Source organism: Leifsonia sp. PS1209 (assembly GCF_012317045.1).
Lineage (GTDB): Bacteria > Actinomycetota > Actinomycetes > Actinomycetales > Microbacteriaceae > Leifsonia.
Genome location: NZ_CP051154.1, coordinates 2,910,841 through 2,936,486 on the forward strand (window position 1 = coordinate 2,910,841; position 25,646 = coordinate 2,936,486).

General features: G+C 69.7%; 25 protein-coding genes. 13 read left to right on the plus strand and 12 right to left on the minus strand.

The window, feature by feature from the left end; genetic code table 11:
* Window positions 1-53: 53 nt before the first annotated feature.
* Together HF024_RS13830 and HF024_RS13835 are read left to right on the plus strand one after the other, a co-directional pair.
* Window positions 54-1,091 carry a LacI family DNA-binding transcriptional regulator gene (locus tag HF024_RS13830; protein WP_168689928.1) on the plus strand — a complete coding sequence of 346 codons (1,038 nt, stop codon included), beginning with the start codon at window positions 54-56 and terminating at the stop codon, window positions 1,089-1,091.
* Window positions 1,092-1,192: 101 nt separating this feature from the next.
* Window positions 1,193-1,522 carry a YciI family protein gene (locus HF024_RS13835; protein WP_168689929.1) on the plus strand — a complete coding sequence of 110 codons (330 nt, stop codon included), beginning with the start codon at window positions 1,193-1,195 and terminating at the stop codon, window positions 1,520-1,522.
* Window positions 1,523-1,546: 24 nt separating this feature from the next.
* Here HF024_RS13835 and HF024_RS13840 read toward each other — a convergent pair whose 3' ends face one another.
* Window positions 1,547-2,200: a response regulator gene (locus tag HF024_RS13840; RefSeq protein ID WP_168689930.1), complete on the minus strand. Its 654-nt coding sequence runs from the start codon at window positions 2,198-2,200 to the stop codon at window positions 1,547-1,549.
* Window positions 2,197-3,870 (minus strand): sensor histidine kinase, encoded by a 1,674-nt coding sequence (locus HF024_RS13845; protein WP_210723957.1) that lies wholly within the window; start codon window positions 3,868-3,870, stop codon window positions 2,197-2,199. The genes HF024_RS13840 and HF024_RS13845 overlap by 4 nt, the downstream gene beginning before the upstream one ends.
* Before the next feature lie 153 nt (window positions 3,871-4,023).
* Here HF024_RS13845 and HF024_RS13850 point away from each other — a divergent pair, with 153 nt between their 5' ends.
* From HF024_RS13850 to HF024_RS13860, 3 genes are all read left to right on the plus strand, one after another.
* Complete coding sequence (locus HF024_RS13850; protein ID WP_348770487.1) at window positions 4,024-5,514, plus strand: SLC13 family permease; 1,491 nt, start codon at window positions 4,024-4,026, stop codon at window positions 5,512-5,514.
* A gap of 75 nt (window positions 5,515-5,589) precedes the next feature.
* Entirely contained in the window at window positions 5,590-5,979 is a 390-nt protein-coding gene (locus HF024_RS13855; protein ID WP_168689931.1) for a PLD nuclease N-terminal domain-containing protein, read from the plus strand.
* A gap of 87 nt (window positions 5,980-6,066) precedes the next feature.
* Window positions 6,067-7,257 carry an aminotransferase class I/II-fold pyridoxal phosphate-dependent enzyme gene (locus tag HF024_RS13860; protein ID WP_168689932.1) on the plus strand — a complete coding sequence of 397 codons (1,191 nt, stop codon included), beginning with the start codon at window positions 6,067-6,069 and terminating at the stop codon, window positions 7,255-7,257.
* A gap of 117 nt (window positions 7,258-7,374) precedes the next feature.
* Here HF024_RS13860 and HF024_RS13865 read toward each other — a convergent pair whose 3' ends face one another.
* Complete coding sequence (locus HF024_RS13865; protein WP_168689933.1) at window positions 7,375-8,655, minus strand: aminotransferase class V-fold PLP-dependent enzyme; 1,281 nt, start codon at window positions 8,653-8,655, stop codon at window positions 7,375-7,377.
* Window positions 8,656-8,745: 90 nt separating this feature from the next.
* Window positions 8,746-9,597: a siderophore-interacting protein gene (locus HF024_RS13870; protein WP_168689934.1), complete on the minus strand. Its 852-nt coding sequence runs from the start codon at window positions 9,595-9,597 to the stop codon at window positions 8,746-8,748.
* A gap of 154 nt (window positions 9,598-9,751) precedes the next feature.
* Here HF024_RS13870 and nhaA point away from each other — a divergent pair, with 154 nt between their 5' ends.
* Window positions 9,752-11,626: a Na+/H+ antiporter NhaA gene (gene nhaA, locus HF024_RS13875; protein WP_085371089.1), complete on the plus strand. Its 1,875-nt coding sequence runs from the start codon at window positions 9,752-9,754 to the stop codon at window positions 11,624-11,626.
* Between the two features lie 47 nt (window positions 11,627-11,673).
* Here nhaA and HF024_RS13880 read toward each other — a convergent pair whose 3' ends face one another.
* The gene (locus HF024_RS13880; protein WP_168689935.1) at window positions 11,674-11,838 is read right to left on the minus strand and encodes a hypothetical protein; all 165 of its coding nucleotides are present in this window, start codon (window positions 11,836-11,838) and stop codon (window positions 11,674-11,676) included.
* A gap of 67 nt (window positions 11,839-11,905) precedes the next feature.
* Complete coding sequence (locus tag HF024_RS13885; RefSeq protein ID WP_168689936.1) at window positions 11,906-12,976, minus strand: zinc-dependent alcohol dehydrogenase; 1,071 nt, start codon at window positions 12,974-12,976, stop codon at window positions 11,906-11,908.
* 138 nt (window positions 12,977-13,114) lie between these two features.
* Here HF024_RS13885 and HF024_RS13890 point away from each other — a divergent pair, with 138 nt between their 5' ends.
* Together HF024_RS13890 and HF024_RS13895 are read left to right on the plus strand one after the other, a co-directional pair.
* Window positions 13,115-13,558 (plus strand): hypothetical protein, encoded by a 444-nt coding sequence (locus HF024_RS13890; protein ID WP_247597117.1) that lies wholly within the window; start codon window positions 13,115-13,117, stop codon window positions 13,556-13,558.
* Window positions 13,555-14,931: an MBL fold metallo-hydrolase gene (locus HF024_RS13895; protein ID WP_168689937.1), complete on the plus strand. Its 1,377-nt coding sequence runs from the start codon at window positions 13,555-13,557 to the stop codon at window positions 14,929-14,931. The genes HF024_RS13890 and HF024_RS13895 overlap by 4 nt, the downstream gene beginning before the upstream one ends.
* Here the strand turns inward: HF024_RS13895 and mgtA are convergent.
* The 3 genes from mgtA to HF024_RS13910 are packed head-to-tail and all read right to left on the minus strand — an operon-like array spanning window position 14,903 to window position 18,665.
* Window positions 14,903-17,557: a magnesium-translocating P-type ATPase gene (gene mgtA, locus HF024_RS13900; RefSeq protein ID WP_247597118.1), complete on the minus strand. Its 2,655-nt coding sequence runs from the start codon at window positions 17,555-17,557 to the stop codon at window positions 14,903-14,905. The genes HF024_RS13895 and mgtA overlap by 29 nt on opposite strands.
* On the minus strand, window positions 17,533-17,808 hold the full coding sequence (locus HF024_RS13905) for a hypothetical protein (protein WP_168689938.1): 276 nt from the start codon (window positions 17,806-17,808) through the stop codon (window positions 17,533-17,535). Before HF024_RS13905 ends, mgtA begins: the two co-directional genes overlap by 25 nt.
* Window positions 17,805-18,665 carry a universal stress protein gene (locus tag HF024_RS13910; RefSeq protein WP_168689939.1) on the minus strand — a complete coding sequence of 287 codons (861 nt, stop codon included), beginning with the start codon at window positions 18,663-18,665 and terminating at the stop codon, window positions 17,805-17,807. Before HF024_RS13910 ends, HF024_RS13905 begins: the two co-directional genes overlap by 4 nt.
* 130 nt (window positions 18,666-18,795) lie before the next feature.
* Here HF024_RS13910 and HF024_RS13915 point away from each other — a divergent pair, with 130 nt between their 5' ends.
* On the plus strand, window positions 18,796-19,356 hold the full coding sequence (locus tag HF024_RS13915; RefSeq protein ID WP_168689940.1) for a flavodoxin family protein: 561 nt from the start codon (window positions 18,796-18,798) through the stop codon (window positions 19,354-19,356).
* A gap of 15 nt (window positions 19,357-19,371) precedes the next feature.
* Here the strand turns inward: HF024_RS13915 and HF024_RS13920 are convergent, their stop codons facing one another.
* Genes HF024_RS13920 through HF024_RS13930 form a run of 3 tightly spaced genes read right to left on the minus strand, consistent with a single transcriptional unit; the run spans window position 19,372 to window position 21,309 of the window.
* Window positions 19,372-19,863 carry a universal stress protein gene (locus HF024_RS13920; protein WP_168689941.1) on the minus strand — a complete coding sequence of 164 codons (492 nt, stop codon included), beginning with the start codon at window positions 19,861-19,863 and terminating at the stop codon, window positions 19,372-19,374.
* Window positions 19,864-19,904: 41 nt separating this feature from the next.
* Entirely contained in the window at window positions 19,905-20,324 is a 420-nt protein-coding gene (locus HF024_RS13925; RefSeq protein ID WP_168689942.1) for a pyridoxamine 5'-phosphate oxidase family protein, read from the minus strand.
* Window positions 20,311-21,309 (minus strand): universal stress protein, encoded by a 999-nt coding sequence (locus tag HF024_RS13930; RefSeq protein ID WP_247597119.1) that lies wholly within the window; start codon window positions 21,307-21,309, stop codon window positions 20,311-20,313. Before HF024_RS13930 ends, HF024_RS13925 begins: the two co-directional genes overlap by 14 nt.
* A 49-nt stretch (window positions 21,310-21,358) precedes the next feature.
* Between HF024_RS13930 and HF024_RS13935 the strand changes: the two genes are divergently transcribed.
* Genes HF024_RS13935 through HF024_RS13950 form a run of 4 tightly spaced genes read left to right on the plus strand, consistent with a single transcriptional unit; the run spans window position 21,359 to window position 25,625 of the window.
* On the plus strand, window positions 21,359-22,369 hold the full coding sequence (locus HF024_RS13935) for a zinc-dependent alcohol dehydrogenase family protein (protein ID WP_168690912.1): 1,011 nt from the start codon (window positions 21,359-21,361) through the stop codon (window positions 22,367-22,369).
* The gene (locus HF024_RS13940; protein WP_168689943.1) at window positions 22,362-23,237 is read left to right on the plus strand and encodes a universal stress protein; all 876 of its coding nucleotides are present in this window, start codon (window positions 22,362-22,364) and stop codon (window positions 23,235-23,237) included. The genes HF024_RS13935 and HF024_RS13940 overlap by 8 nt, the downstream gene beginning before the upstream one ends.
* A gap of 52 nt (window positions 23,238-23,289) precedes the next feature.
* On the plus strand, window positions 23,290-24,978 hold the full coding sequence (locus HF024_RS13945; protein WP_168689944.1) for a GAF domain-containing protein: 1,689 nt from the start codon (window positions 23,290-23,292) through the stop codon (window positions 24,976-24,978).
* Complete coding sequence (locus tag HF024_RS13950) at window positions 24,975-25,625, plus strand: response regulator transcription factor (protein WP_168689945.1); 651 nt, start codon at window positions 24,975-24,977, stop codon at window positions 25,623-25,625. Before HF024_RS13945 ends, HF024_RS13950 begins: the two co-directional genes overlap by 4 nt.
* Window positions 25,626-25,646: the final 21 nt, after the last annotated feature.

Genomic DNA, 25,646 nt, shown 5'->3' on the forward strand with positions numbered 1-25,646 from the left:
CTGCCAGAGTTGGCTCAGCAGACGACACACACCTTCACGGAAAGGGCGGCGCGATGACCGAGCCGAGCAGCGCACGCACCCGCGCCAGACGGGGGCCATCGCTCGCCGACGTCGCCGGTCACGCCGGAGTGTCCACGCAGACCGTCTCCCGCGTCGCCAACGGGCTCACGAACGTCGAGCCCGCCACCCGCGACCGCGTCCTCACGTCGATGCAGGCGCTCGGCTACCGCCCGAACCGCGCGGCCAGGGCGCTGCGCTCCGGGCACTTCCGCAGCATCGGCGTTGTGATGTTCACGCTGTCGTCGTACGGCAACATGCGCACTCTCGACGCCATCGCCGTCTCGGCCGCCCGCGCCGGATACTCGATCAACCTCGTTCCGGTCGAGCACCCCACCCAGCAGGATGTGTCCGTCGCCTTCTCCCGGCTGCTCGAACAGGCGGTCGACGGCATCATCATCGTCATCGAGGCGCACATCGTCGACCGCGCGGACGTGGAACTGCCGCCCGGCCTCTCGGTGGTGGTCATCGACTCGACGGCCCGCGCGGACTATCCGCAGGTCGACACCGACCAGGCGCAGGGCGCCAGGCTCGCCACCGAGCACCTGCTCGCGCTCGGCCACGAGACGGTCTGGCACGTCTCCGGCCCGGCAGACTCGTACTCCGCCACCCGCCGTGAGCAGTCCTGGCGGTCCGTGCTCGAGGCCGCCGGCCGTCCGGTGCCGGAACCGATGCCGGGAGACTGGTCGACGACCGCCGGATACGAGCACGGCAAGACCATCGCAGCGCATCCGGAGATCACGGCCGTCTTCGCCGCCAACGACCAGATGGCGCTCGGCGTGCTGCGCGCCCTGCACGAGAACGGCCGCCGCGTTCCGGAGGACGTGAGCGTCGTCGGCTTCGACGACATGGCGGAGTCCGACTCGTTCTGGCCGCCGCTGACCACGGTGCACCAGGAGTTCGAGGCGACGGGTCACCGTGCCGTCGAGCTGCTCATCGCGGAGATCGAATCCCGCCCGGAACCCGCGGCGGCCACCGTCCTTCCGACCCGCCTCGTGGTGCGCGCATCCACCGGTCCGGCACCGCAGCGCTGAGTCGAATCCGGCCCGCGAACTTTTTTCGCTGCAGAATGTCGATCAGCGGGTGTCCTCGTTCGACGTGGGGGTGAAGCGTTCGCGAAGCGAAAGGATGAACGATGAAGTACATGATGTTCGTGGTCACCGACTCCAGCCCAGACACCGAGTCGGACGAATCGGATGTGAACCTCTGGGTCGACGAGCTCGACGCCAGCGGGAAGCGCGTGATCGGCGAGGTGCTCGAACCTCCGGCGAAGTCCACGGTCGTGCGGGTACGCGACGGGAAGCGTCACGTCACAGACGGGCCGTTCGCGGAGACCAAGGAGTGGATCTGCGGTTTCGACATCCTCGAGTGCGAGAGCCTCGACGAGGCCATCGAGATCGCCGCGAAGCATCCGATGGCGCGCAACGGCCTGCTGGAGATCCGGCCGTTCATGACCTGGGAGTAGCGGGCAGGAGGTAGCCGCAGGGGGTCACGCGCGGCGGTAGCGGTGCTCCGGACGACCGGTGGTGCCGTAGCGCAGTGCAACCTCGACCAGTCCGCGGGCGGCGAGCGCGGCGAGATAGCGCTGCGCCGTCGCCCGCGACACCCCGGTCGCCGCCGCGACGTCCGCGGCCGTCACCTCTCCGCCGTCGAGCTGCGCCAGCACCAGCTGCTCCGTGGCCGACCGCGACGACGACGCCGCTCCGGTGTCGCCGGAGTGCAGGATGCGCAGCGCCCGCTCGACCGCCTCCTGGTCGGCTCCCCTGTCGTCGCGCAGCACGTTGCGGTAGCGCAGGTACGCATCCAGCCGGTCGGAGAGCAGGCGGGCGTCGAACGGCTTGATCAGGTAGGTCAGCGCGCCGGAGCGCAGGGCACGCCGGATGGTCGCGCCGTCCGTCGCCGCGCTGATGACGAACGCATCCACGTCGAGTTCGGCGAGCAGCGCCAGGCCGTCGCCGTCCGGCAGGTAGACGTCGAGCAGCACGAGGTCCGGCGCGTTGTCGCGCACGACGGCGCGGGCCTCCCTGGCGGTGTGGACGGGCTCCAGGGCCGCGAAACCGGGGCGAGAGGCGACGACGTCGCTGTGCAGCCCCGCCACGTGGAAGTCGTCGTCGACGACGAGGACCCGGATGTCGTCGCTCACGGGCGACCCCCTTCCGTTGCGGTGCCGACCGGCTCCGGATGCATCGTGCCCGGCAGCCGCGCGCAGAGCACGGCGCCGCCGGCATCACCGCCCGCGTCGACCAGCCACACGTCGCCTCCGCGGCGCCGCGCGATGTCGCGGCAGAGCGGCAGGCCGAACCCGTGGCCGTGCACCGCGTCCGCTCCCGCGCGCTCCCGGTCGTCCCCGCGCTCGAACAGGGCGGAGGGGTCGGCAACCCCCGCACCGGAGTCCGCGACCGTCAGGAACAGGTCTGCCCCGTCATCGAGCAGCTCCACCTCCACCCAGCGCGGCTCCTCGCCGTCGACGGCGGCGCTGATGGCGTTGTCGATCAGGTTGCCGAGCACGGTCGCCACGTCCTCCGGCTCCGCGACGGCGCCGGTCACGAGAGTCTCGGCGCCCAGCGTCAGCAGCACGCCGCGCTCCGCCGCCTCGATGCCCTTCGCCCCGAGCAGCGCCTGCAGGTACGGCTCCTGGATGCGGTCGGCGTGCTCGACAGGGAACTTCAGCGGACCCCGTGCCACCACGTCGGCGAGGTAGCTGCGCGCATCCGGCACCCGGTCGGCGTCGATCAGCCCGGCGACCACGTGCAGCCGGTTCGCGAACTCGTGCCGCTGCGCGCGCAGCGCGTTGGTCATCGTCGCGACGGCGTCGAGCCGCCGGGCGAGCGCGTCGAGGTCCGTGCGGTCGCGCAGCACGGCCACGGTTCCGAGGTCGTGGCCGTCGCGCTCGACGCGGCGCACATCCACGTAGACGACGCGTCCGTCCGCCACGAAGACATCCTGCGCGGCCTCCCCCGTCGCTCCTCCCGCGTCCGCGAGCAGCCGCGCGAGCGGGGCGGGCAGACCGAGCTCCCGCGCGGGCGACCCGACGGGATGCGTCAGCCCGAGCATCCGGGCGGCGCGCTCGTTGCAGACGCTCACCTCGCCGCCGGGCGTCAGCGCGAGCACGCCCTCACCGACGCCGTCGAGCACGGCGGCCTGGTCCTGCACGAGGACGGCCAGCTCCTCCGGCTGCAATCCGATGGTCAGCCTGGTCAGCCTCCTGCGGATGAGCACGGAGGCGACGACGCCGATCGCGAGCGCGACAACCGCCGTCACCGCGATCCCGCCGAGGAGCCCAGGCAGCTCGGTGAACACGCTCGCCCGCGCGAACCCGACGCTGACCTCGCCCACCGGGGCACCGCTGCCCCCGCCGCCCGGCGCGTACACCGGCACCTTCGCCCGCGCCGACTCGCCCAGCGTCCCGGTCTCCCAGGAGACCGTCTCCCGCCCGGCGACCGCGTCCTCGAAGCTCGTGCTCACCCGCTCGCCCAGCCTGCTCTCATTCGGATGCGCGAGCCGGATGCCGTGGTCGTCGGTGATCACGACGAACAGCGCTCCGGTGCGCGTCCGCACAGCCTCGGCGAGCGGCTGCAACGGACCGGCCGCCACCGCAGCGTGCGTCGGCGTTCCCGGGTCCTCGCTGAACTCGGCCACCGACGCGCGCACCTCCACGTCTTCCGCGACGGTCCGCGCGATGGCGAGCGCCGACGACTCGGCCTCCCGCTGCAGCTGCTGCACGCCGAGCACGGTGAACACCCCGGCGCTCACCGCGACGACGGCGGACACCGTGGCCAGCTGGAGGAGCAGCACATGGCTGGCGAACCGCATCCCGAGACTCCTTCGTGTCCCACCCAGGGTAGGCGTCGGTACCGCCCGCCGCCGAATGAGCAGAATGCGCAGAACCCGGAGAATGCGCAGATCGTTCCGGAACGCGCGATACCCGGCCGGGCGCCGTATCCCCTCGTAGCGTGTCACCGTCCCATCCGCTACGACAAAGGAGTCGGCGTGCTCGTCATCCTCGGATTCGCCATGATCCTCACCTTTATGGCGCTCATCATGACCAAACGGCTGACGCCGATGGTCGCCCTCATCCTCGTTCCGACCATCTTCGGGCTGTTCGCCGGGGCGGGCCTCGGGCTCGGCGACATGATCCTCAAGGCCATCGGCGACCTCGCGCCGACCGCCGCGCTGCTGATGTTCGCGATCATGTTCTTCGGCATCATGATCGACGTCGGGCTGTTCGATCCGCTCATCCGGTTCATCGTCCGGTTCCTCGGAAACGACCCGGCCAAGGTGGTCATCGGCACGGCCGTCCTCGCCGGAGCCGTGTCCCTCGACGGCGACGGGTCGACCACGTTCATCATCACCACGTCTGCGATGCTGCCGATCTACCTCAGGCTCGGGATGAGCCCTGTCGTGCTCACCTGTGTCGCCGGCCTGGTCAACGGCACCCTGAACATCGTCCCGTGGGGCGGCCCGACCGCCCGGGCGGCGTCGGCGCTGGGCGTCTCCCCGACGGACATCTTCGTGCCCATGCTCCCTTCGCTCGGCGTCGGCCTGGTCGTGGCGTTCACGCTGATCTGGATGCTCGGCCTCGGCGAGCGCCGCCGGCTCGGCACGCTGGCCCTCGCGACTCCGATGCTGCAGGAGACGGAGACGGTCGGCGCGGGCAGCGCATCCACCGGCCGGTTCTCGCTGTTCCAGGGCGGGCGGCTGGTCCGTGGAACGCAGGCTGCTCCCGGCGCGCGCGGCTCGGTCGACACCACCGGCATCGTCACGGTATCCGGCGCGAAGCCCGACCGCGGGGACACCGCGATGGCCGACACCATGCTCGACCCGAACCGCGCCACCCTCCGTCCACGCCTCATCTGGGTGAACCTCGCCCTCACGCTCGTCGTGATGGTGCTGCTCGTGCTCGACGTGCTGCCGCTGGCGTACATCTTCATGGTCGGCACCGCCCTCGCCCTGGTGATCAACTTCCCGAAGCTGCGCAGCCAGGCGGACGAGATCGTCGCGCACGCACCGAGCATCGTCGGCGTCGTGTCGATGGTCCTCGCCGCCGGGGTGCTCGTCGGAGTGCTGAACGGCACGGGCATGGTGACCGCGATGGCCAACTGGGTGGTGGATGTGGTTCCCGCGTCGATGGGGCCGTTCCTCGCCGTGATCACCGGCCTGCTCTCGATCCCGATGACGTTCTTCATGTCGAACGACGCGTTCTACTTCGGCATCCTGCCGATCCTGTCCGAGACGGCGGCGACATACGGCATCAGCCCGGTGGAGATGGCCAGGGCGTCGATCATCGGCCAGCCCGTCCACCTGCAGAGCCCGCTGGTGCCCGCCATCCTGCTGCTGGTGTCCCTGGCGAACGTCAACCTCGGCGACCACCACAAGAAGGTCCTCTGGCGTGCACTCGTGGTGTCGCTGGTAATGCTCACGGTCGGCGTCGTGCTCGGCGCCATCCCGTTCGGCTGACCGGACACGGCGAGCGCGGGCGGCGAGCGCGGGCGGCATGGCCAGGGGACACAGCGTTCCCATAGGATCGGGGCCATGCTGCTCGTTCCGCTGCTCGCGCTCACGCTGTTCGTCTTCGCCCTGGTGGACATCATCCTGCGTCCGTCCGACCAGGTGCGGCACCTGCCGAAGCTGGCCTGGGTGTTCATCGTGATCCTGCTTCCGCTGATCGGCAGCATCCTGTGGTTCGCGCTGGGGCGCGAGTACGCGCAGAGTGCGCCCCGTCCGCGGCGCACGGTCATCGTGCGCAAGGAGCAGCAGGCGCCGCAGCAGCAGAGCAGCCACCGCACGCGCCCGCTCAGCACGGAGGAGCAGCTCGCCGCCGTCGAGGAGGAGATCGCGTACCACCAGCGGCAGGAGCGCATCCGGCAGCTGGAGCAAGAGGTCAGGGCGCGCCGCGACACGTCGGGGGACGCCGCCGTCTGACGCGGAATCCGGGCGGCACTCGCCCGGATTGTTTCAGTTTTCGACAGCCCGTTGGCGCTCGGAGCCGCAGCCGAGGACAGTTGTCCCATGAGTGGCATTCACGCGCGACCCCTCGCCGACCTGCGCGAACGCAGGACCAGCATCAAGTGGCACCGGTTCCCCGCCGATGTGCTTCCGATGTCGGTGGCCGAGATGGATTTCGAGATCGCGCCCTCCGTCGCTCAGACCGCGATCGACCACCTGCTGCGCTCCGACACCGGCTACCTCGACTCCCCCGGTCCGCTGGCCGCGGCCTTCGCCGGGTTCGCCTCCGCCGCGTGGGGCTGGCAGGTCGACGAGTCCCGCGTGCACCTGGCCACGGACGTGACCGTCGGGGTGCTCGAGACGCTCCGCCTGGCGGTGCCGAGCGTCGGCGGCCGCGTCGTGCTCACCCCTCCCGTCTACGCGCCCTTCTCCGAGATGGTCGGAGAGGCCCGCGCGGAGGCCGTCGACGTGCCGCTGCGCGAAGACGCGGGATGGTCGCTCGACCTTCCGGCCATCGAGCGCGCGTTCGCCACCGGGGTGGATGCGTTCCTCCTCTGCAACCCGCACAACCCCACCGGCCGTTCGCACAGCAGGGAGAGCCTGCGCGAGCTCGCGCGCCTCGCCGCCGAGTACGACGTGCTCGTGGTGAGCGACGAGGTGCACGCTCCGCTCGCACATCCCGGTTCCCCGTTCACGCCGTTCGCCGTCGCGTGTACCGGGGCGGGGGTCCGCTCCGTCACGGTGACCTCCGCCAGCAAAGGCTGGAACCTCGCAGCCCTCAAGTGCGCCGTCGCCGTCGCGAACGACGCAGACTCCGCCGCGATGCTCACCCGGTTCCCCGAAGAGCTCGCCGCACGCACCAGCATCATCGGCCTCCACGCCAACATCGCCGCGTACGAGGCGCAGACCTGGCTGCACCAGACCGTCGACCGGATCACGGACAACTACCGGCTCCTGGTGGGCGAGCTGAGCATCCACCTGCCGGAGGTCCGGGTGGTCGAACCGGACGCCGGCTATCTGGTCTGGCTCGACCTCCGCGCCCTCGGCCTCGGCGACGACCCCGCCGCCACCCTCCTCGCCGACGCCCGCGTCGCCCTCAACTCGGGCCCGACCTTCGGCACGGGCGGCCACGGCTTCGCCCGGATGAACATCGCCTGCGACCCGGCCACCATCTCCGAGGCGGTCCGCCGCATCGCGGCCACGGTCCGCGCCCGGGCAGCCTCCCGCTCCCACGCGCCCGCCATCCCCGCCTGACCGCGGCTCACGCCACGCGCCCGCGGCCCGTCCGCACCAGCGGAGAAACGACCCCGCCAGCGCCGGATCTCCGTCCGAACGGACCCCCGCGCGGCGTGTCGCCGCACTTCTCCGCCGCTACACCCCCGCGGCCACCAGCCCGCGCTCCAGGTCGGCGATCACGTCCCTGGCACTCTCCAGCCCGATCGACAGCCGCACCAGTCCCGGCGTGATCCCCGCATCCCGTCGTTCCTGCTCGGTCAGCTTGGCGTGGATCGTGCTGCCCAGGTGGATCGCGAGCGTGCGGACGTCGCCGATGTGCGTCATCGGCGTGACCAGTTCGAGCGCGTCGATGAACCGCCGCGCCGCCTCCCTGCCTCCCGCCAGGTCGATGCTGACGATCGACCCGGGCCCGAGAGGAAGATACTTCTGCGCCCGCTCGTGGAACGGGTCGCCCGCCAGCCCCGGATAGTGCACCGCCGCCAACTCGGGACGCCCGGCCAGCCACTCCGCGATCTCCTGCGCGTTCCGGATGTGCTTGTCCATCCGCAGCGACAGCGTCTCGATCCCGTGGAGCAGCAGGAACGTGCTGGTCGGCGGCACCGTCGGCCCGTACTCGAGCACCGTCACCGTGCGCAGGTAGCCGAGATACGCGCCGGCCCCGAAGCGCTCGACATACGACGGGACGCCCGGCCGCGGCGCATCCACCAGGTGCGGGAACCGGTCGGCGTTGGCCGCCCAGTCGAACGTCCCCCCGTCGATCACGGCCCCGCCGATCACCGCCCCGTGCCCCGCCAGCCACTTGGAGGTGGAGTGGATCACGATGTCGGCGCCCCACTCGATCGGGCGACAGAGATATGGCGTCGCCACCGTGCTGTCCACCACGAGCGGGACGCCGGCCCGGTGGGCGATCCCGGCCAGCCGCTCCAGGTCGACCACCTGATTCAGCGGGTTCGGGATGGTCTCGGTGTACACGGCTTTCGTGCGGTCGGTGATCCGCGACGCCCACTCCGCCTCGTCGGCGTCGTCGGCGACGTACTCGACGTCCAGCCCCTGGCGCTGCAGTGCGCCGCGGAACATCTCCCGGGTCCCCTCGTACAGCGACGACGTGGCCAGAATGTGGTCTCCGGCACGAGCGAGCGAGAACAGCGCCGCCGCGATGGCCGCCTGCCCGCTGGCCACGACGATCCCGTCGACCCCGCCCTCCAGGTCGGCCAGACGCCGCCCCGCCACCTGATTGGTCGGGTTCTCGTTGCGCGAATACGCCCGCATCGTGCTGCGCCCGGCGAACCGCTCCTCGCCGTCGTCGAAGTCGGAGAACACGTACCCGGCGGTCTGGTAGATCGGGGTCACCCGCGCGCTGGTCTGCGCGTCCATGACGGCACCGGCGTGGATCTGCCTGGTCTCGAAGTCAGCCATGCAGCAACTGTACGAATCCCGGCGTGGATGCGCGCACCCTCGCGCAACATTCGGTCGTACGCCGAGGTGCGCTCGCTCAGTGCCGCCCGCTCAGTCCGGGTCGCTCGGGTCCACCGGCGCGTGGTGGTCGAGCGCGGCGACGCCGCGCTTCCAGTACCCGCTCGCCGAGACCTGCTCGGCCGGCAGCCCCAGCTCCCTGCGCAGGTAGCGCCGCAACGGGATGAGCGCCCCGGCCTCCCCCGCCAGGAACACGTACGTGTCACCGCCGATCGGCCCCAGCTCCCGCAGCGCCGCCCCGACAGTGGATGCGCCACCGGCGCCACCAGCGCCGGCGCCACTGCCACTCAGCCACCGCGCATCCACGCGCTCCGCCACCTCCGCGGGCAGATACCCAGACACGCTCTCGTCCGCCACGAAGAACAGCGCCGTCACGGGGACGGCCGGGTCGACAGCGGCCAGCCACCTGCTCGCCGCGGGCAGTGCCGTCTCGTCGGCGACCAGGATCAGCCGCCCGACGCCCTCCGGCGCGAGCTGCGATCCGCGCGGGCCGCCGATGGCGACCACGTCTCCGGGCGTCGCACGCGCCGCCCACGCCGACGCCGGCCCTTCGTCGCCGTGCAGCACGAAGTCGATGTCCAGTTCGGCCGCGTTCCCGTCCGCCGCCGCACGGAATGCGAGCGGCGTGTAGTCGCGCGAGATCGGCGTCCCGTGCTCCGGCGGCTCGATGCCGTCCGGCGTCACGGTCGGCACCACGAGCATCCCGGACTGCTGGTCGGGGAAGAACACCTTCACGTGGTCGGCCGGCCCTGCGCTCGTGAACCCATCCAGGTCTTTGCCGCTGAAGGTGACGCGAACGATCGCCGGAACGATCCTGCTCACACGGCGGACGGTGACGTGACGCACGGCGAATTCGTGCCGCAGGCGCTGACGAGCGAAAGGCATTTCCGGGAACTCCAGTCGACGGGGGGCGAACTGTTGATGAGGCCAACCTAACGTAGCCGATCCGGGTCGCACGGCAGGCCACCCCGGGCAGCGGCGAGCACCCCGATTCCGCCGAAAACCCCACAAACCGTCTCCGGCGCGCCAGAATATTGGGATGACCCGACTGACCGTCATCGAGCGGTCGCCCGACCCCGACCTGCCGCAGTCCGGCGCCCGCCGGCCCTCCATCGCCGAGCGCATCCGGAACCTGGGGCAGAACAGGATCGGCGCGCTCCTGCTGCTCATCGCGACCGTCGCCGCGATCGTGTGGGCGAACATCGCCGCCTCGTCGTACGAGGCGTTCTGGGAGACCCACTTCACCGTCGGCGTCCAGGATGTGCACCTCGATTTCACGCTGCACGCCCTGGTCAACGACGCCCTGATGGCGATCTTCTTCTTCACGGTCGGGCTGGAGGTGCGCCGCGAGTTCGCCATCGGCGAGCTGACCAGCTGGTCGCGCGCCGTGATCCCGGTCGTGGCCGCCGTCGCCGGCCTAGTGGTGCCTGCGTTGCTGTTCGTCCTGATCAGTTCCGGCTCGGGGCAGGAGCACGCCTGGGGCGTCGTGATCTCCACCGACACCGCCTTCCTGGTCGGCGCGCTCGCGCTGATCGGGCCGCGTGCGCCGGGGCGGCTCCGGGTGTTCCTGCTGGCCCTGGCGGTCGTCGACGACATCGGAGCGCTCAGTATCATCGCGCTCGTCTACACCGAGAACTTCAACCCTGTGCCGCTGATCGTCGCGGCCGTCTGCCTCGTCGGGGTCTTCTTCACGCGCTACCTGCGCGGCGGCCGGGGACCGGTGTATGCGACCCTCGCGATCATCGTGTGGTTCTCGTTCCTCGCCTCCGGCGTGCATCCCACCCTCGCCGGCGTCGCCATCGCGCTGCTGGTGCCGGTCTACCGGCCGAACCGGCGGGACGTCGAGCACGCCCTCGACCTCGCGCGCACGTTCCGCCAGTCGCCGAACACCGAGTACGCCCGGGCGGCCGCGAACAGCCTGCGGGAGTCGATCTCGATCAACGAGCGCCTCCAATCGGCGTATGCGCCCTATGTCGCCTACGTGATCCTCCCCCTCTTCGCCCTCGCGAACGCCGGGGTGCAGCTGAGCCCGGACATCCTGGCCGCCGCCGTCACATCGCCGGTGAGCTGGGGCATCCTGGTCGGCCTGGTCGCCGGGAAGTTCCTCGGCGTGTTCGGGTCGAGTGCTCTGATGCGCGTCTTCCGGATCGGCGATTTCGGCGCAGGGCTGTCGCTGGACCGCGTCGCGGGCGGTGCAGCGCTGTGCGGCATCGGGTTCACCATCTCGCTGTTCATCATCGACCTCGCGATCGACGACCCCGCCGTGCAGAATGAGGCGCGCGTCGCCGTGCTGACCGCCTCCGTCGTCGCGTTCCTGCTGGCCGCCCTGATCTTCCGGATCTCGGATGCGCGCCACCCCGGCAAGGAGAGCGGCCGCTTCCTCGCGCGCCCCGTCGACCCGCGCCGCGACCACATCTACGGCAGGGAGGACGCCCGGTACACGTTGGTCGAGTACGGCGACTTCCAGTGCGGCTTCTGCCTGAAGGCCACCGGCTCGGTCGAGGAGGTCCGGCGTGAGATCGGCGACGACCTGCGCTACGTCTGGCGCCACGCCCCGCTCAGCCACTACCACCCCAACGCCCAGGCCGCGGCGGAGGCGTCGGAGGCTGCGGCGCTCCAGGGCCGCTTCTTCGACTTCGAGCGCAGCCTGTTCGCCGACCAGGAGCACCAGCTGCCCTCCGACATCGTGCGGCGGGCTCAGGAGCTCGGTCTCGACGTCGAACGCTTCGAGGCCGACCTGAACTCCGCCGAGGTCGCCGCCCGCGTCCGCGACGACATGCTCGACGCCGAGGCGATGGACATCACGGCCGTCCCGACCTTCTTCGTCAACGGCCGCCGCCACGTGGGCCCGTTCGACGCCCAGTCCCTGATCCGCGCCCTGGAGGCGACAGCACCGGATGCGCGCACCCGGTAGCAGCGAACCCGGCCCGCGGCGACGGGCTCAGGCTGCGCGCCGTAGTCCTACAGTCGACCGCGCCCCTCTTTGCGCCGCTCGTCCTGCGAGCCGAAGTCATCCACGCCGCCTCCGGATTCGTCGAGGACGTCGTCACGCAACTCCTGGCGATGCTCCTCCTGCTCCTGGTGCTCCTCGCGCAGTTCGTCGTTCTTGTCGTTGTCGCGGCTCATCGATGACCCTTTCGTTGGCCGCGAGCATACCCGCACCCGAACGCCGGCGACAGGCCCGCCGCGTTCGTCAGCTGTCGCTTCCCGACGATTCGGTGGTCGCCGTCACGTCCTCGACGGGCAACGCCGAATCGTAGACGAAGACGAGCCTGGCGGGCACCTGACCGGCGAGCACCTCCTGGACGGACGCGTTCACGTCCCGCAGATCGCGTGGTGCGGCGATCACTTTCGTTCGCCCTGCCGCGTGCAGGGCGAACACCTCGGCCAGGTCCTGCCGCGTGCCGACGATCGAGCCGATGATCGAGATGCCCTTCAGCACGGTGTCGAAGACCGGAACGGTCAGCGTCCCCTGCGCGGGGAGCGACACGAGCACGAGCCGGCCTCCCCTGTTGAGGGATCGGAACGCCTGGTCGAAGACGCTGGGCGCGACGGCCAGGACGATCGCCACGTCCGCCCCGCCGAGATGCTGGATCGCCAGCACCGGATCGACCTCGGACGCGTTCACGGCGTGATCCGCCCCGAGTTGCACGGCGAGCTCCAGCTTCTCCTCCGTGACGTCGACGGCGATCACCTGCGCGCCGACGAGCCGTGCGTACTGCACGGCCAGATGGCCGAGGCCGCCGATCCCGAAGACCACCACCCGCTCCCCGGGCACGACGCGAGCGGCTTTCACCGCGGCGTAGGTGGTGACACCGGCGCAGGTGAGCGGGGCCGCATCGATGGGCGAGATGTCGTCGGGGACAGGGACGGCGAAACGCGCGTCCGCGAGCGCGTACTCGGCGTAGCCGCCGTCACGGGAATAGCCGGTGTTGTACTGCCGTTCGCACAGATTCTCGCGCCCGTCGACACAGTAGCGGCACTCTCCACACGCATGGCCGAGCCACGGCATGGCCACCCGCTGGCCGATCGTCCTGGTGGTGACCCCGTCGCCGAGTCTCTCGACGATGCCGACGCCCTCGTGACCGGGGACGAACGGCAGGGACGGCTTCACCGGCCAGTCGCCGTTGATGGCGTGGATGTCGGTGTGGCACAGACCGCACGCTTCAAGACGGACCAGCACCTCCCCGGGTCCCGGCGACGGGATGGGCCGCTCCTCGACGATGAGCGGTTCGCTGTACTGGGTGACGGTTGCTGCCTGCATGGCGGCTCTCCTTCCGGTCTGCGGTCAGTCTCCCGGGGTGGCGACAACGACGGCAGGCCGAAAGTCCTCCCGCCGTGACACGTGGCACGGGTCTTTCGGCCCGGTGGGGAACCCGGAAAGACGGGAAAGCTGGGATGGATGAGCATCGGAGGCATCATGAAGCGCTGGAACAGAGTCGTGCTCGCTGTCGTGTCCGCCGCGATCGGCCTGACGGCCATCGCGGGAGGCGGCGCCCTGATCTTCGGGGCGGTCGCATCCTCGACCTCCGGCGGCATCCTGCCGGATCAGTCCTTCCTCGGCGACAGTCCATTCGCGTCGTACCTGGTTCCCGGCATCCTGCTCGCCGTGGTGGTCGGAGGAATCCATCTCCTCGCATCGTTCCTCATCGGGTCCGGCGCGGGAGCCGGGCCGTTCACTGTGGCTGCCGCCTCTTTCGCTCTGCTGATCTGGATCTTCGTTCAGATGATGTACATCCCGTTCAGCCCGCTGCAGGCGGTGTACTTCGCGCTGGGGCTCGCCGAACTCGGGTTCCTGCTTCTGGGCCTCGGGCTCGTCCGGAATCGCAGAATCGCCGTCCGATGAACGCGGCGCTGACGTTCCTCGGAGCGACCGACACGGTCACCGGGTCCCGCTACCTTGTCGAGACCGATGGGCGACGCATCCTGGTCGACTGCGGCCTGTTCCAGGGATACAAGGTCCTCCGCGAACGGAACTGGAAACCGTTTCCTCTCGAACCGGCCAGCATCGACGCCGTGGTCGTCAGCCACGCTCACCTCGACCACACCGGATACCTTCCCGCTCTCGTGCGCGACGGCTTCCGAGGACGCATCCACGCCACCAGAGGAACGTCGGAGCTCAGCCGTCTCGTTCTGAGAGACAGCGGACGCCTGCAGGAGGAGCAGGCATCGTTCGCCGCGCGACACCACACCTCGAAGCACTCTCCGCCACAGCCGCTCTACACCGAGCAGGACGCCGCGATCGCGCTGGAACGCTTCGAGCCGCACCCGTTCGACGAACCGTTCACCGTGGCAGGCGTGCCGGTGCGGTTCGTCCCGGCCGGTCACATCCTCGGCGCGGCACAGGTGCTGGTGGACGCCGACGGCGCCCGCATCCACTTCACGGGAGATCTCGGCCGGGTGGACGACCCTCTCATGCGCCCGCCGCGCGCGCTGGAAGAGACGGACACCCTCGTCTGCGAATCCACGTACGGTGACCGGATACACCCCGGCTCGGATGCGGAGGCACAGCTCGGCGCCATCGTCACCGACGTATGCAGGCGCGGCGGCGTGGTGGTCCTCCCGGCTTTCGCGGTCGGGCGAGCGGAGACGTTGCTGCTCCACCTCAGCCGCCTGATGGCGAGCGGTCGCATCCCGGAGGTCCCGATCTTCCTGAACAGTCCGATGGCCGTCGATGCCTCCGAGATCTACGCGCGCTACCCGGAGGAGCACCGCATCCCGCCGGCGGAGTTCACCGCCATGTATCGCCTCGCGACGCTGGTCAGGACGGTCGACGACTCCAAACTCCTCAACCTCCGCGGCGGTCCGGCCGTGATCATCTCGGCGAGCGGGATGCTCGAAGGAGGCCGGGTGCTGCACCATCTCGTCGCCTACGGCACCGATCCCCGCAACGCCATCGTGCTCACCGGCTTCCAGGCCGGCGGAACCCGCGGCGCAGCCCTGCAACGCGGCGAACGGGTGCTCAGAATCTTCGGCAGGGACATCCACATCGCGGCCCAGGTGCACACGCTGGACATGCTCTCGGCTCACGCCGATGCCCGGCAGATCGTGGAATGGATGAGCACGGCGCCGCGCGCACCGCGCTCGGTCTACCTCACCCACGGTGAGCCGGACGCATCCGACGCCCTGCGCAAGCGGGTGCGTCAGGCGCTGGGCTGGGAGGCCAGAGTGCCCGAGTTCGGCGAGACCGTCAGCGTGACCGCGGGGACAGCGTCGTGAACCGTGCCGCTCGCCTGGCCACCCGGTGAGGGTAGCGGCGGCGGCGCACGGTCGGCGCCGCCGCGCGGCTGAGGGAGGCGTAGTACCAGACTTTGGCCCCCTCGACGAGGAGCAGGTAGGCGACGGTCATGGCGACCAGGGCGAGGAAGAACGGGGCGGGAAGCGGCGCGAAACCGAGCAACCCGGCGAGTGGCGAATATGGCAACCAGGCCCCCACCGCCACGACGGCGAGAACGGAGAGCGTCAACGGGACGGACGCACGGCTGCGAAGGAACGGCACCCGGTGCGTGCGCACGGCGAACACGATGAGCGTCTGCGTTGCGATCGACTCGATGAACCAGCCGGAACGGAACTCCGGAGCCGCCGCACTGAACACGAACAACATGAGCCCGAAGGTGGCGAAGTCGAAGACCGAACTGATCGGGCCGAACAGGAGCATGAACCGGCGGATCGCGGCGATGTCCCAATGCGATGGCGCCCTCAGCTGCTCTTCGTCGACATTGTCGGTCGGGATCGCCAGCTGACCGGCGTCGTAGAGCAGGTTGTTCAGCAGGATCTGCCCGGGCAGCATCGGCAGGAACGGCAGCACGACGGAGGCGATGGATGCGCTGAACATGTTGCCGAAGTTGCTCGATGTGCCCATCAGCACGTACTTGATCGTGTTCGCGAAAATACGTCGGCCCTCCGTGACACCATCGGCGAGCACGTCGAGGTCTTTGTCGAGCAGGATCACGTCCGCCGCATCCTTGGCGACGTCGATCGCTGAATCGACGGAGATGCCGATGTCGGCGGCGTGCAGGGCGAGCGCGTCGTTCGCGCCGTCGCCGAGGAATCCGACGGCGCGTCCCCTCTGCCTCAGCGCCCGCACGATCCGCGCCTTCTGCTCAGGCGATACCCGGGCGAAGATCGTCGAGGATCGAGCGCGCTCCTCCAGCTCGACGTCGCTCAGAGCGTCCACGTCGTCGCCGGTGAGCGTGCCGAGCGACGACATACCGAGCTGCTCGCAGACCCGCTCAGCAACCACGGCGCTGTCGCCGGTGGAGATCTTCACATCGACGCCCAGCGCGGAGAGCCTCTGCAGCGAGCGTTGCGCGCCAGGCTTCACCCCGTCCACGAAAGCCAGATAGCCGCGCAGAGTCATGCCGTTCTCGTCGGCCCCGGCGAGCCGCTGCCCGCCCGGTGCCGGTTTCGTCGCCACGGCGACGACGCGGGCCCCCGCCTGATAGAGACTCGTGAGCACCGCTGCCGCGTCCGCATCCGGTTCGGTGCAGCGCGGAAGCACAGACTCGGGTGCGCCCTTCACCACCACGATCGGCTCCGATCCGGCCGCGACGACCAGCGCGCTCGTCATCCGGCGCTCGTGATCGAACGGCCGGACATCGAGCCGGCGGTATGCGGCGACGGGTGACGCGCTCGCCGCCGGCGCCTCCTGGAGCGCGGCATCCAGCGGATTGAGGCCGACCGCCTCCCGCGCTCCAGGATCCGCGTCGGTGGCCAGAAGACCGAGCAGCATCAGCTCGCCATCCGAGACACCATCCAGGGCGACGGGACGGTCGAACACGATGGCACCGGTGGTGAGCGTCCCCGTCTTATCCGTGACGAGAAGGTCGAGATCGCCGAGATCTTCGATGCAGACCATGCGTTTGACGAGCACTTTGCGTCTGGCGAGCGCCCGCGATCCTGTTGCCAGGCTGGTGCTGACGACAGCGGGCAGAAGCTGCGGCGTGATGCCGACGGCGATGGCGAGAGCGAACAGCAGGCTCTCGATCAGGGGACGGCCGAGAAGAAGCGCCGCAATGAGGATCACCGAGGTGAGCACCAGTGCGACGCCGAGCAGGAAGACCGAGAACCGGCCGAGGCCCCGCTGGAACTCGGTCTGCGGCTCCTGAACGCCGAGACCGACCGCGATCCGGCCGAACTCGGTGCGCGCGCCCGTCGCGACGACGACACCGATCCCGCTTCCCGCGTGCACGATGGTGCCCATCAACGCGCAACAGGAGAGGTCGCCGACGCCTGCGCCGACCGGCACCGGCTCTGTCGTCTTCGGCACAGCGGTCGCCTCTCCCGTAACGATGCTCTCGTCGCACTCCAGTGCGGTGCAGCCGATCAGGCGCAGGTCGGCGGGCACCACCGTGCCGACGGTCAGCACCACGACATCTCCGACCACCAGGTCTGTCACATCGACCGCGTGCCGCGTACCGTCCCTGAGCACCACGGCCGTGTGTCTCAGCCGGTCGTGGAGGAGGTCGGCTGCGCGTTCGGCGCGGAACTCGCCGGCGAAGCCCAGTCCGACGCTGATCAGCAGGATGACGGCGATGATGATCGATTCCACCCCCTGCCCCAGGAAGGCGGACACGACAGCGGTGGCGAACAGCAGCAACAGCAGGGGGCTGCGCACCTGGCGCAGCAACACGCGGCCCGGGCGGGCGCGATGCTCGCGGACGGCATTCGGACCCGTCGTCGCGAGACGCGATGAGGCGCCGGCGGAGGTCAGCCCGTCCCGTGACCCGCCGACGACGGAAAGGACGACGTCGATGGTCTCCCCTGCTGCCGTGCGGACGGGACTCGTGTCGGGCGAGACGACGGCGCTGCGTCCGCCGGTCACGTGTCCAGGCCGGTCAGCCACCAGCGCGCGCCGCCGCAGCTCGTGACATCGAACACGTGACGGCGGCCGTCCGCCGATGATGCGGCGATCCGCCAACCCGTCACCATGCGAGGATCGGGCGCTCCCGTGAGAGCCGGGGGAACGAGCATCCCGCGCGGCTCGGGAGGGACATCCACGTAGAAGCGCTCTCCGCCCCAATCGATCCGCACCGGGACCGCCTCCTCCAAGACGAGAGTGATCGGCTCCTTGCGCTGTGTATCCGTGGCGATCATCGCGACCGCTCCTCACTCTCGCGGCCCTCCGGCCGGCGCTTGGCGATCACGATCGGGGTCTGCAGGTTCAGCAGGACGTCGTGGCTCACCGAACCGAGCATGAGCCGTCGCACCCCGTGACGGCCGTGGGTTCCGAGCACGAGCATCCTGGCTCCGCGCGCGGCATCCACCAGCCCGCGCGCAGGGGCGGCCTCGATGACCTCCGTCGTCACGTCGACGTCGGAATGCTGATCGCGCGCCCTTCGCGCTGCGGCATCGACGATCCGCTGCCGATGGTCGCCGAGCGACCGTTCGGGGACGAATCCCGCCAGCAAGGGATTGGCGGTGTATCCGACGCACACGATGTGCAGCCGCTCGCGCAGCCTCGCCGCTTCGTCGGCGGCGAAGGCGACGGCGACCTCGGAGGGCAGCTCCCCGTCCACCCCGACCACGACACCGGAGCCCGCGGGGCGCCAATCATGCGGGATGACGGCGACGGGACACGGCGCAGCAGCAGCGACGCGAACGCCGAGCGATCCGGCGAAGGCGCGGCCTCTCTCGACTCCCGTGCGCGAGCCGACGACCAGCAGCTCGGCGTCACCGGATGCGCGGACGAGTTCTTGTGCCACCCCGCCGTGCGCGATTCTGGTCGTGACGGTGTCGGTCGTGCGTTCCGCGTTGACTCGCTCGGCCGCGAGCAGCGCTTCGGCGGCCGAGACGAGTTGGCGCGCAGGATGTTCGCCGTCTCCCCACGGCCGCTCGATCACGGTGACGAGGACCAACTGCGCACCGGACTCGGCTGCGCGTGCTGCCGACCAGTCGACGGCGCCTCGGTGTGCGGCTTCTCCATCGACGCCGACCGTGATCGTGTGGGTCATCGTGTCCTCCGGTGAGCTGGGGTGCTTCGAGAATCGCATTCCAGCGCACCCGACGGAGTGCCGAAAGTCCCGCGTTCACCACATGACTTTCGACCCAGCGCCGTCGCGGCCGACCTGTCACGGTGGCGTCATGCACACACCACACACGGACGTCGCTGTGGCGATCGTCTACGAATCCATGTTCGGGAACACCCGCCGGGTGGCGGAGGCCATTGCGGATGGGCTCCGAGAAACCGGCGTCGCGGCGACCGTCGTCCGCGTCAAGGACGCTCCGGAGACGTTCGGAGCAGTCGATCTCCTCCTCGTCGGGGCGCCTACCCACGTCCACGGGTTGAGCAGACCGTCTACGCGCACGGAAGCCGGGCGCTGGGGCGACGAACAGGAGCGCCACCTCACCCTCGAGCCGGATGCGGAGGGAATCGGTGTCCGCGAGTGGCTGGACACCTGTGGAGACCTCCCTGACCGGTTCGCCGCGTTCGACACCCGTGCGGACATGACGGAGATCTTCAGCGGCTCGGCCGCGAACGCCATCGAGAAGCGGCTGAGGAAGCTCGGGTCCCGGCGGTTCGCGGCGAAGAACAGCTTCCTCGTCGACAAGCAGTCCGTGCTCGAAGACGGCGAAGTCGACCGCGCCCGCTCCTGGGGGAGGACGCTGGGGGTCGAGTCGAAGGTCCCGTCCGTCCAGCAGTGAGCGCGGTCGACACTTTCAGTGCTTCAGCACGGCTTCTTTTCCGTGGATGACCAGCACGGGGCAGTCCGCGTGCTCGGCGCACGAACGGGAGACGGAGCCCAGAAGGAGCCCGGTGAACCCACCGAGCCCCCTGCTGCCGACAATCAGCATCTCCGCACCCTCCGACTCGGCGATCAACTGTCGCGCCGGGGACCCGCTCCTGACGACGGTCGAGTACCACGACGGCACGGCAGAGCCGAAAACTTCCTCGGCGGCGTTCTCTGCGATGGCCTCGGCATCCGCCTCGGGCGACCAGCCGTCGATCATGTAGCCCGGCCATGCCTGCGGATACTCCCAGACAGTCAGGCCCACCAGGGAACAGCCCAAGCTCTCGGCGATCCGCGCACCGCGCCGCAGCGCGGAGAACGATGCCGCCGATCCGTCGACGCCGACCACGATCCGCCCACCGGGGTGGATGCGGTCCTCGCTCTCGACAGCAGGGTAATCAGTCACTGGGGTGTCGCTCATCTGACCTTCTCCTTCGCTTCATCTTCGTCTTCCGTTCGCGCTCACCAGCGCTCGGGCTCGGGGGACCGCTCGAATCGCCGCCCGGTGATCCGCTCGATATCGATGTGGACGTAGCGGTACTTGAGGGTGGGGATCCACGGCTGCAACGGGGCGCGTTCCGCCTCGTCGATCTCGGTCTGGCTCTCCAGCTGTCGTGCCCGGCCGTGGGCGACGACGCTCCACGCCTCGTCCTCTGTGTAGCCGTCCGTCTCGAACGCGACGGCCGCGTGCACGGTGAGTTCGAGCAGCTTCGTGCCCGGTGCCGTCCTGATCAGGATGCTGGCACCGTCCGAGAAGTAGTTCACGGGGAAGATGTCGACCTCTCCTCCCGCAGCGGTGGCCAGGCGACCCAGTGTTCCTTGCTTGAGCAGTTCTCTGCATTCGTCTCGGTCCAATTCGCGGACCGGTTCATCCGATGACATCGCTCTCTCCTTTCACGTCCGTGTGTCCGCCGTGCGCGACCGGAATCGGCGCGTGCACCACGACGGTCGGCGACGATAAGTTCAGGAGCACGTCGTACGCGACCGCTCCCAGACTTCCGAGTTCCGCCTCGGCCCTCCGTGAATCGCCGATCACCAGCAACTCGGCGCTTCGAGCCAGTTCGGTCAGTGCTGAGCCGGCCGGACGTCGCACCACCCGGCTTCTGATGGTGATGTCCGGCTGCCGTTCCCGCGCCCTGGTCACAGCCGTCACGAGCGCAGCCCGTGCATCGTCGTCTCGGCGCAGCAGCCAATCGCTCATGTCGTCGTCCGTGTCGACGGTGAACCGCACACGGGACTCCGACGACCGGACCAGCATCAGCTCGCACTTCCGGAGCCCGGCCAGGTCGGCGGCGAAATCCACGGCTGAACGGCCAGCGGGTGTGTCGTCGACGCCCACGATCACGCCTCTTCGCATTCTGGACGCGACCTCCGGAATGATCGCCACGGGACCGAGGGCGAGATTTGCGAGCTGCAGGCTGCGCGAGCCATAGGCGCGTCCGTAGTGGAACCCGGTCTTGTGCGTTCCGACCACGAGCAAAGTCTCCTCGTCGCTGCACCCGGCGAGTTCGGCCATCGGACTGCCCCGGCGCAACTCGGCGCGGAGAGTGACGCCGTCACCGAGTGTGCGCGCGTATTCGAAGTCGTCCGCCAGCAGCTGCTTCGCGTTCTCATCGACCTCATCGATCAGCTGTGAGCCGACCGCACCCCACTCGTCGTCGGCGATGTGCACCAGCGTCACAGGCGCCGGGAGCCGTCGGGCCATCGCGATGGTCCAGCGGACAGCCGCTCGTGCCGGCACTGAACCGTCGACGCCGACCACGTACCTGCGGATCCTCATTCTGGGCACCTCCGACGACAGTCTCAGCGGATCGGCTCTCGCGCCGTAGGCCGTTGGTCCCGCGGGACCAACGGCCTCCCCCGTCACCCGGTGCCGAGGTTGACTCTGAGCGGAGAGGAGACGACTCATGGGCGACATGATCGCGTGGCGGACCACGGGACAGCCGGGCGGGCTGGAGATGAGGACGCTACCTGTGCCTGAACCAGGCGACGACGAGGTGCTGGTCAGAGTCGAGACGTGCGGCATCTGCCGAACCGACCTCCATGTCGTCGATCACGAGATCGCGGTCCACTCCCCGACCGTGACGCCCGGCCATCAGGCCGTCGGCACCGTGGAGGCCGTCGGGACCGCGGTCGTTCATCTCCGGCCGGGCGACCTGGTCGGCGTCGCGTGGCTGCGGCGCACCTGCGGCGAGTGCGCATTCTGCCGGGAAGGCGCGGAGAATCTGTGTCCCCGGTCGCAGTACACCGGCTGGGATGCCGACGGGGGCTTCGCCGAGTATCTGGTCGCACCCGCGGCTTTCGTCTACCGGCTCCCCGACGACGCCGACGCCCTCCAGACGGCCCCTCTTCTCTGCGCCGGCATCATCGGCTACCGGGCGCTGATGCGCGCAAAACTCCCTCAGGGAGGGACACTGGGCATCTACGGTTTCGGCTCCAGCGCGCACGTCACCGCCCAGCTCGCACTCGCGGCGGGCGCGACGGTCTTCGCGATGACCCGCGGCGAGCAGAACAGAGCGCTTGCCAGGGAACTGGGTGCACGGTTCGTCGGCGACGAGGCGGACGAGCCGCCGAAACCGCTCGACGCGGCGATCGTCTTCGCGCCGGCCGGCTCGCTCGTGCCGGTCGCTCTCCGCGCCGTCACCAGCGGGGGAACCGTCGTCCTCGCGGGAATCGAGATGTCCGATCTGCCGTCGACGTCGTACGGGGACACGCTCTTCCGCGAGCGCGACCTGCGCACGGTCACGGCCAACACCCGGGCCGACGGGATGCGCTTCCTGGCTCTGGCCGCGAACCTCGGTCTGCGACCGCGAGTGACAGAGATACCGTTCGCCGGACTGGCGGACGCGATCGACGACCTGCGCGACGGGCGGGCGAGTGGGTCGCTCGTCCTGCGTGTCAGAAAGGATGGCGAACACCATGACTGACCGAACGCTCGTCTGCTGGAACGGGACGGACGCGGCCGAGGCTGCGCTCGGCTGGGCGCTGCGGCGCTCGCGGGATGCCGGATCGCGGCTGGAACTCGTCGACGTGGTAGACGCCACGCTCTTCGTCGGTGACCACGTGGCGCTGGAGCGCGCGATCGAAGAAGAGCAGGACAGGCTCATGGCGCGTGTGGAGCTCCTCGAGCAGACGCATCCGGCAGCTCTCGCCCGCCACGAGCTCATCGTCGGAGACCCGCTGGAGATGCTCAGCCTGCAGACGGTGCCCGACACCCTCGTCGTCGTCGGAACGAGGAGGCGCACCGGGCTGTTGATCCGCTACGGCTGGTCGATCGGTGCCCGCTTGGCGACCTCGGCCTCCGGCCCGGTCGCCATCGTGCCGGCCGACACCGCCGCCGACAACGGCGGCGCTGGGACGGGCGTGGTGGTCGGCGTCGACGGATCCGAGATCAGCGGGCTCGCACTCGCTTTCGCCGCCGACGAGGCAGCCTCGCTCGATCTGCCGCTGACCATCGTGCACTGCTGGCAGGCGCCGCTCGCCGGCGAACCGCTGGTGGTCCCCGACGACGAATTCGTCGGATCGCAGGAAACGGCGCACCGCGAACTTCTCGACGAACACGTCCGGTTCACGCGCGAGCGCCACCCGAGGCTGGCCATCGCCTCGTCCCTGCTCCGCCGCGACCCGATCGCGGGTCTGACCGGAGCATCCGCTGGCGCGTTCATGGTAGTGGTCGGCAGCCGCAGGCTCACCGGCTGGAAGCGTGCCTGGCTCGGGTCAGTGTCGCACGGGCTGGCGCTCGGAATCCCTGCCCCGACCGTCATCGTCGGTCCGGAGACTGCTGCACGCTCTTGACCGGTGGAACTACACTCGACATCGACGATGACAGTCCTTCGAGGGATGTGACATGCAGGGTGATGAGCCGATCACGTTCCCGGATGCGCCTCGAGGGGAACTCGACCGCACCCTGGGCCAGTTGGTCGAGCAGGCGGCAAAGGTCATGGAGACCCAGGGGCGGCTCCGTGCACTGGTCAGAGCGAACAGGGCGGTCGTCTCGCATCTCGAACTCCCCACGGTGCTGCGCAGTATCGTCGACGCCGCAGTCTCCCTGGTCGGGGCGAAGTACGGGGCCCTGGGAGTCATCGCCGAAGGCGGCGGCCTCGAGCAGTTCATTCACGTCGGCATGGACGAGTCGGATGTCGAACGGATCGGCCACCTCCCGGAGGGTCACGGGCTCCTCGGCGCACTCATCGACGATCCCCGGCCGATCCGGCTGGACACCATCGCCGCGGACCCCCGCTCCGCAGGCTTCCCCGACGGGCATCCGCCCATGTCTGCGTTCCTCGGGGTCCCGATCGTCGTGCGCGACTCCGTCTACGGGAACCTCTATCTGACCGACCCGGACTCCGGTAGCTTCTCGGACGACGACGAGCAGCTGGTGCGGGCACTCGCCGACAATGCCGGCTTCGCCATCGACAATGCCCGCCTCTTCGCCGAGACCGCAGCCCGGCAGGCATGGAGCGCGTCAGCGGCCGAGATGACGGCCGCGATCCTCGGTGCCGAGCAGAACTCCGCCTTCGACGAGCTCTGCACACGTGTCGCCCCGCTCGTCCACGCCGACGACGTCTGCGTGGTGCTGATCGATCCCGACGAGCACACCCTCAGCGTGCGTGCGCTGAGCACCGGGGAGGCGCCGGTCGGCTCATTCCCGCTGACGAACGGCCAGCTGCGATCGGCTGCCGAATCCGCCCAGACCACGCGCGCGGAGGACATCGGCCTGCTTCCCCCGCTGAGCGGATGGGAGACCGGTCCCGCGCTGATCGTCCCGTTCGACGGTGCAGCACAACGTCTGACTCCGGTTCTCCTCGCCCACCGGTCATCGGGCGCCCTGCCCTTCACCGCGTTCGAGCTCGAACGAACCGCTTCGCTCAGCAGCCAGGCGGCCATCGCGATCGAGCTCGCCGCCACCCGCGCCGATCGGCAGCGCGTCCAGCTTCTCGAGGAGCGAGCACGGATCGCGCGCGACCTGCACGATCACGTCATCCAGCAGCTCTTCGGCGCCGGGATGGCGCTGCAGAGCATCGAAGCCATGACCGGACCCGGGACGGTCGCCGAACGCATCGAGGGGACGGTGAAGTCGCTCGACGAGGCGATCGCGCAGATCAGGACCATCATTTTCGCGCTCTCCCACCACCACGAGTCCGGCGCCGGCCTTCGGCACCGGCTCCTCGACATCGTGCACGACGTCGGGTCGGCACTCCCCGAACCGGCGACGCTGTCCTTCACCGGCCCGGTCGATATCGTGGCGGGCCAGGAGCTCACCGACGACATCGCGGCATTCGTGCGGGAAGGCCTGACCAACGTCGTCCGTCACGCGGGAGCGCGCACCGCATCCGTGACCACGACGGCCACGGCCGCCGACATCTCCGTGACGGTCACCGACGACGGGCACGGCATCGGCGACGCGACGCGGCGGAGCGGGATCGCGAACCTCGACGCACGGGCACGGCGTCTCGGCGGCGTGCTGACCATCGACACGGGAGCGGACGGCACGCGCCTGTGTCTCCGACTGCCGATACCGGAGGCGACGCGATGACCGTCGGAACGATCCGGGTCTTTCTCACCGACGACCACGAGATCGTCCGGCGCGGCATCGCCGCCATCATCGACGCGCAACCGGACATGGAGGTCGTCGGTGAGGCAGCGACCGCTGCCCAGGCGCGAGGGCGCATCCTCGCCGTTCAGCCGGACGTGGCCATCGTGGACGTGCGACTTCCCGACGGCAGCGGCATCGACGTGTGCAGGAAGGTCAAGCAGGAGGCTCCCGAGATCCGCTGCTTGATGCTCACGGCGTACGACGACGACGACGCGCTCCGTGCTGCGATCATCGCCGGCGCGGATGGTTACGTCATCAAAGACATCCAGGGCAGCTCGCTGCTCGCCGACATCCGCGCGGTGGCGGCAGGGAAACGCTTGATCGACCCCGGTATCGCGTCGCGGATTGCCACGCAGCTGAAGCAGCCGGAGGACGACCCGCGGTTCGGCTCGCTCGTGCTGCGGGAGCGTCAAGTGCTCGCGCTGATCGCGGACGGCTTCACCAATCGCCAGATCGGCGACAGGCTCGGCCTTGCCGAGAAGACCGTGAAGAACTACGTCAGTTCGCTGCTGGCCAAGCTCGGGTTGGAGCGGCGCACCCAAGCCGCGGTCTTTCAGCTCGAGCACCGCGCAGGCACATCCGGGTAGCCACCCGCCGTCGACGGAGCG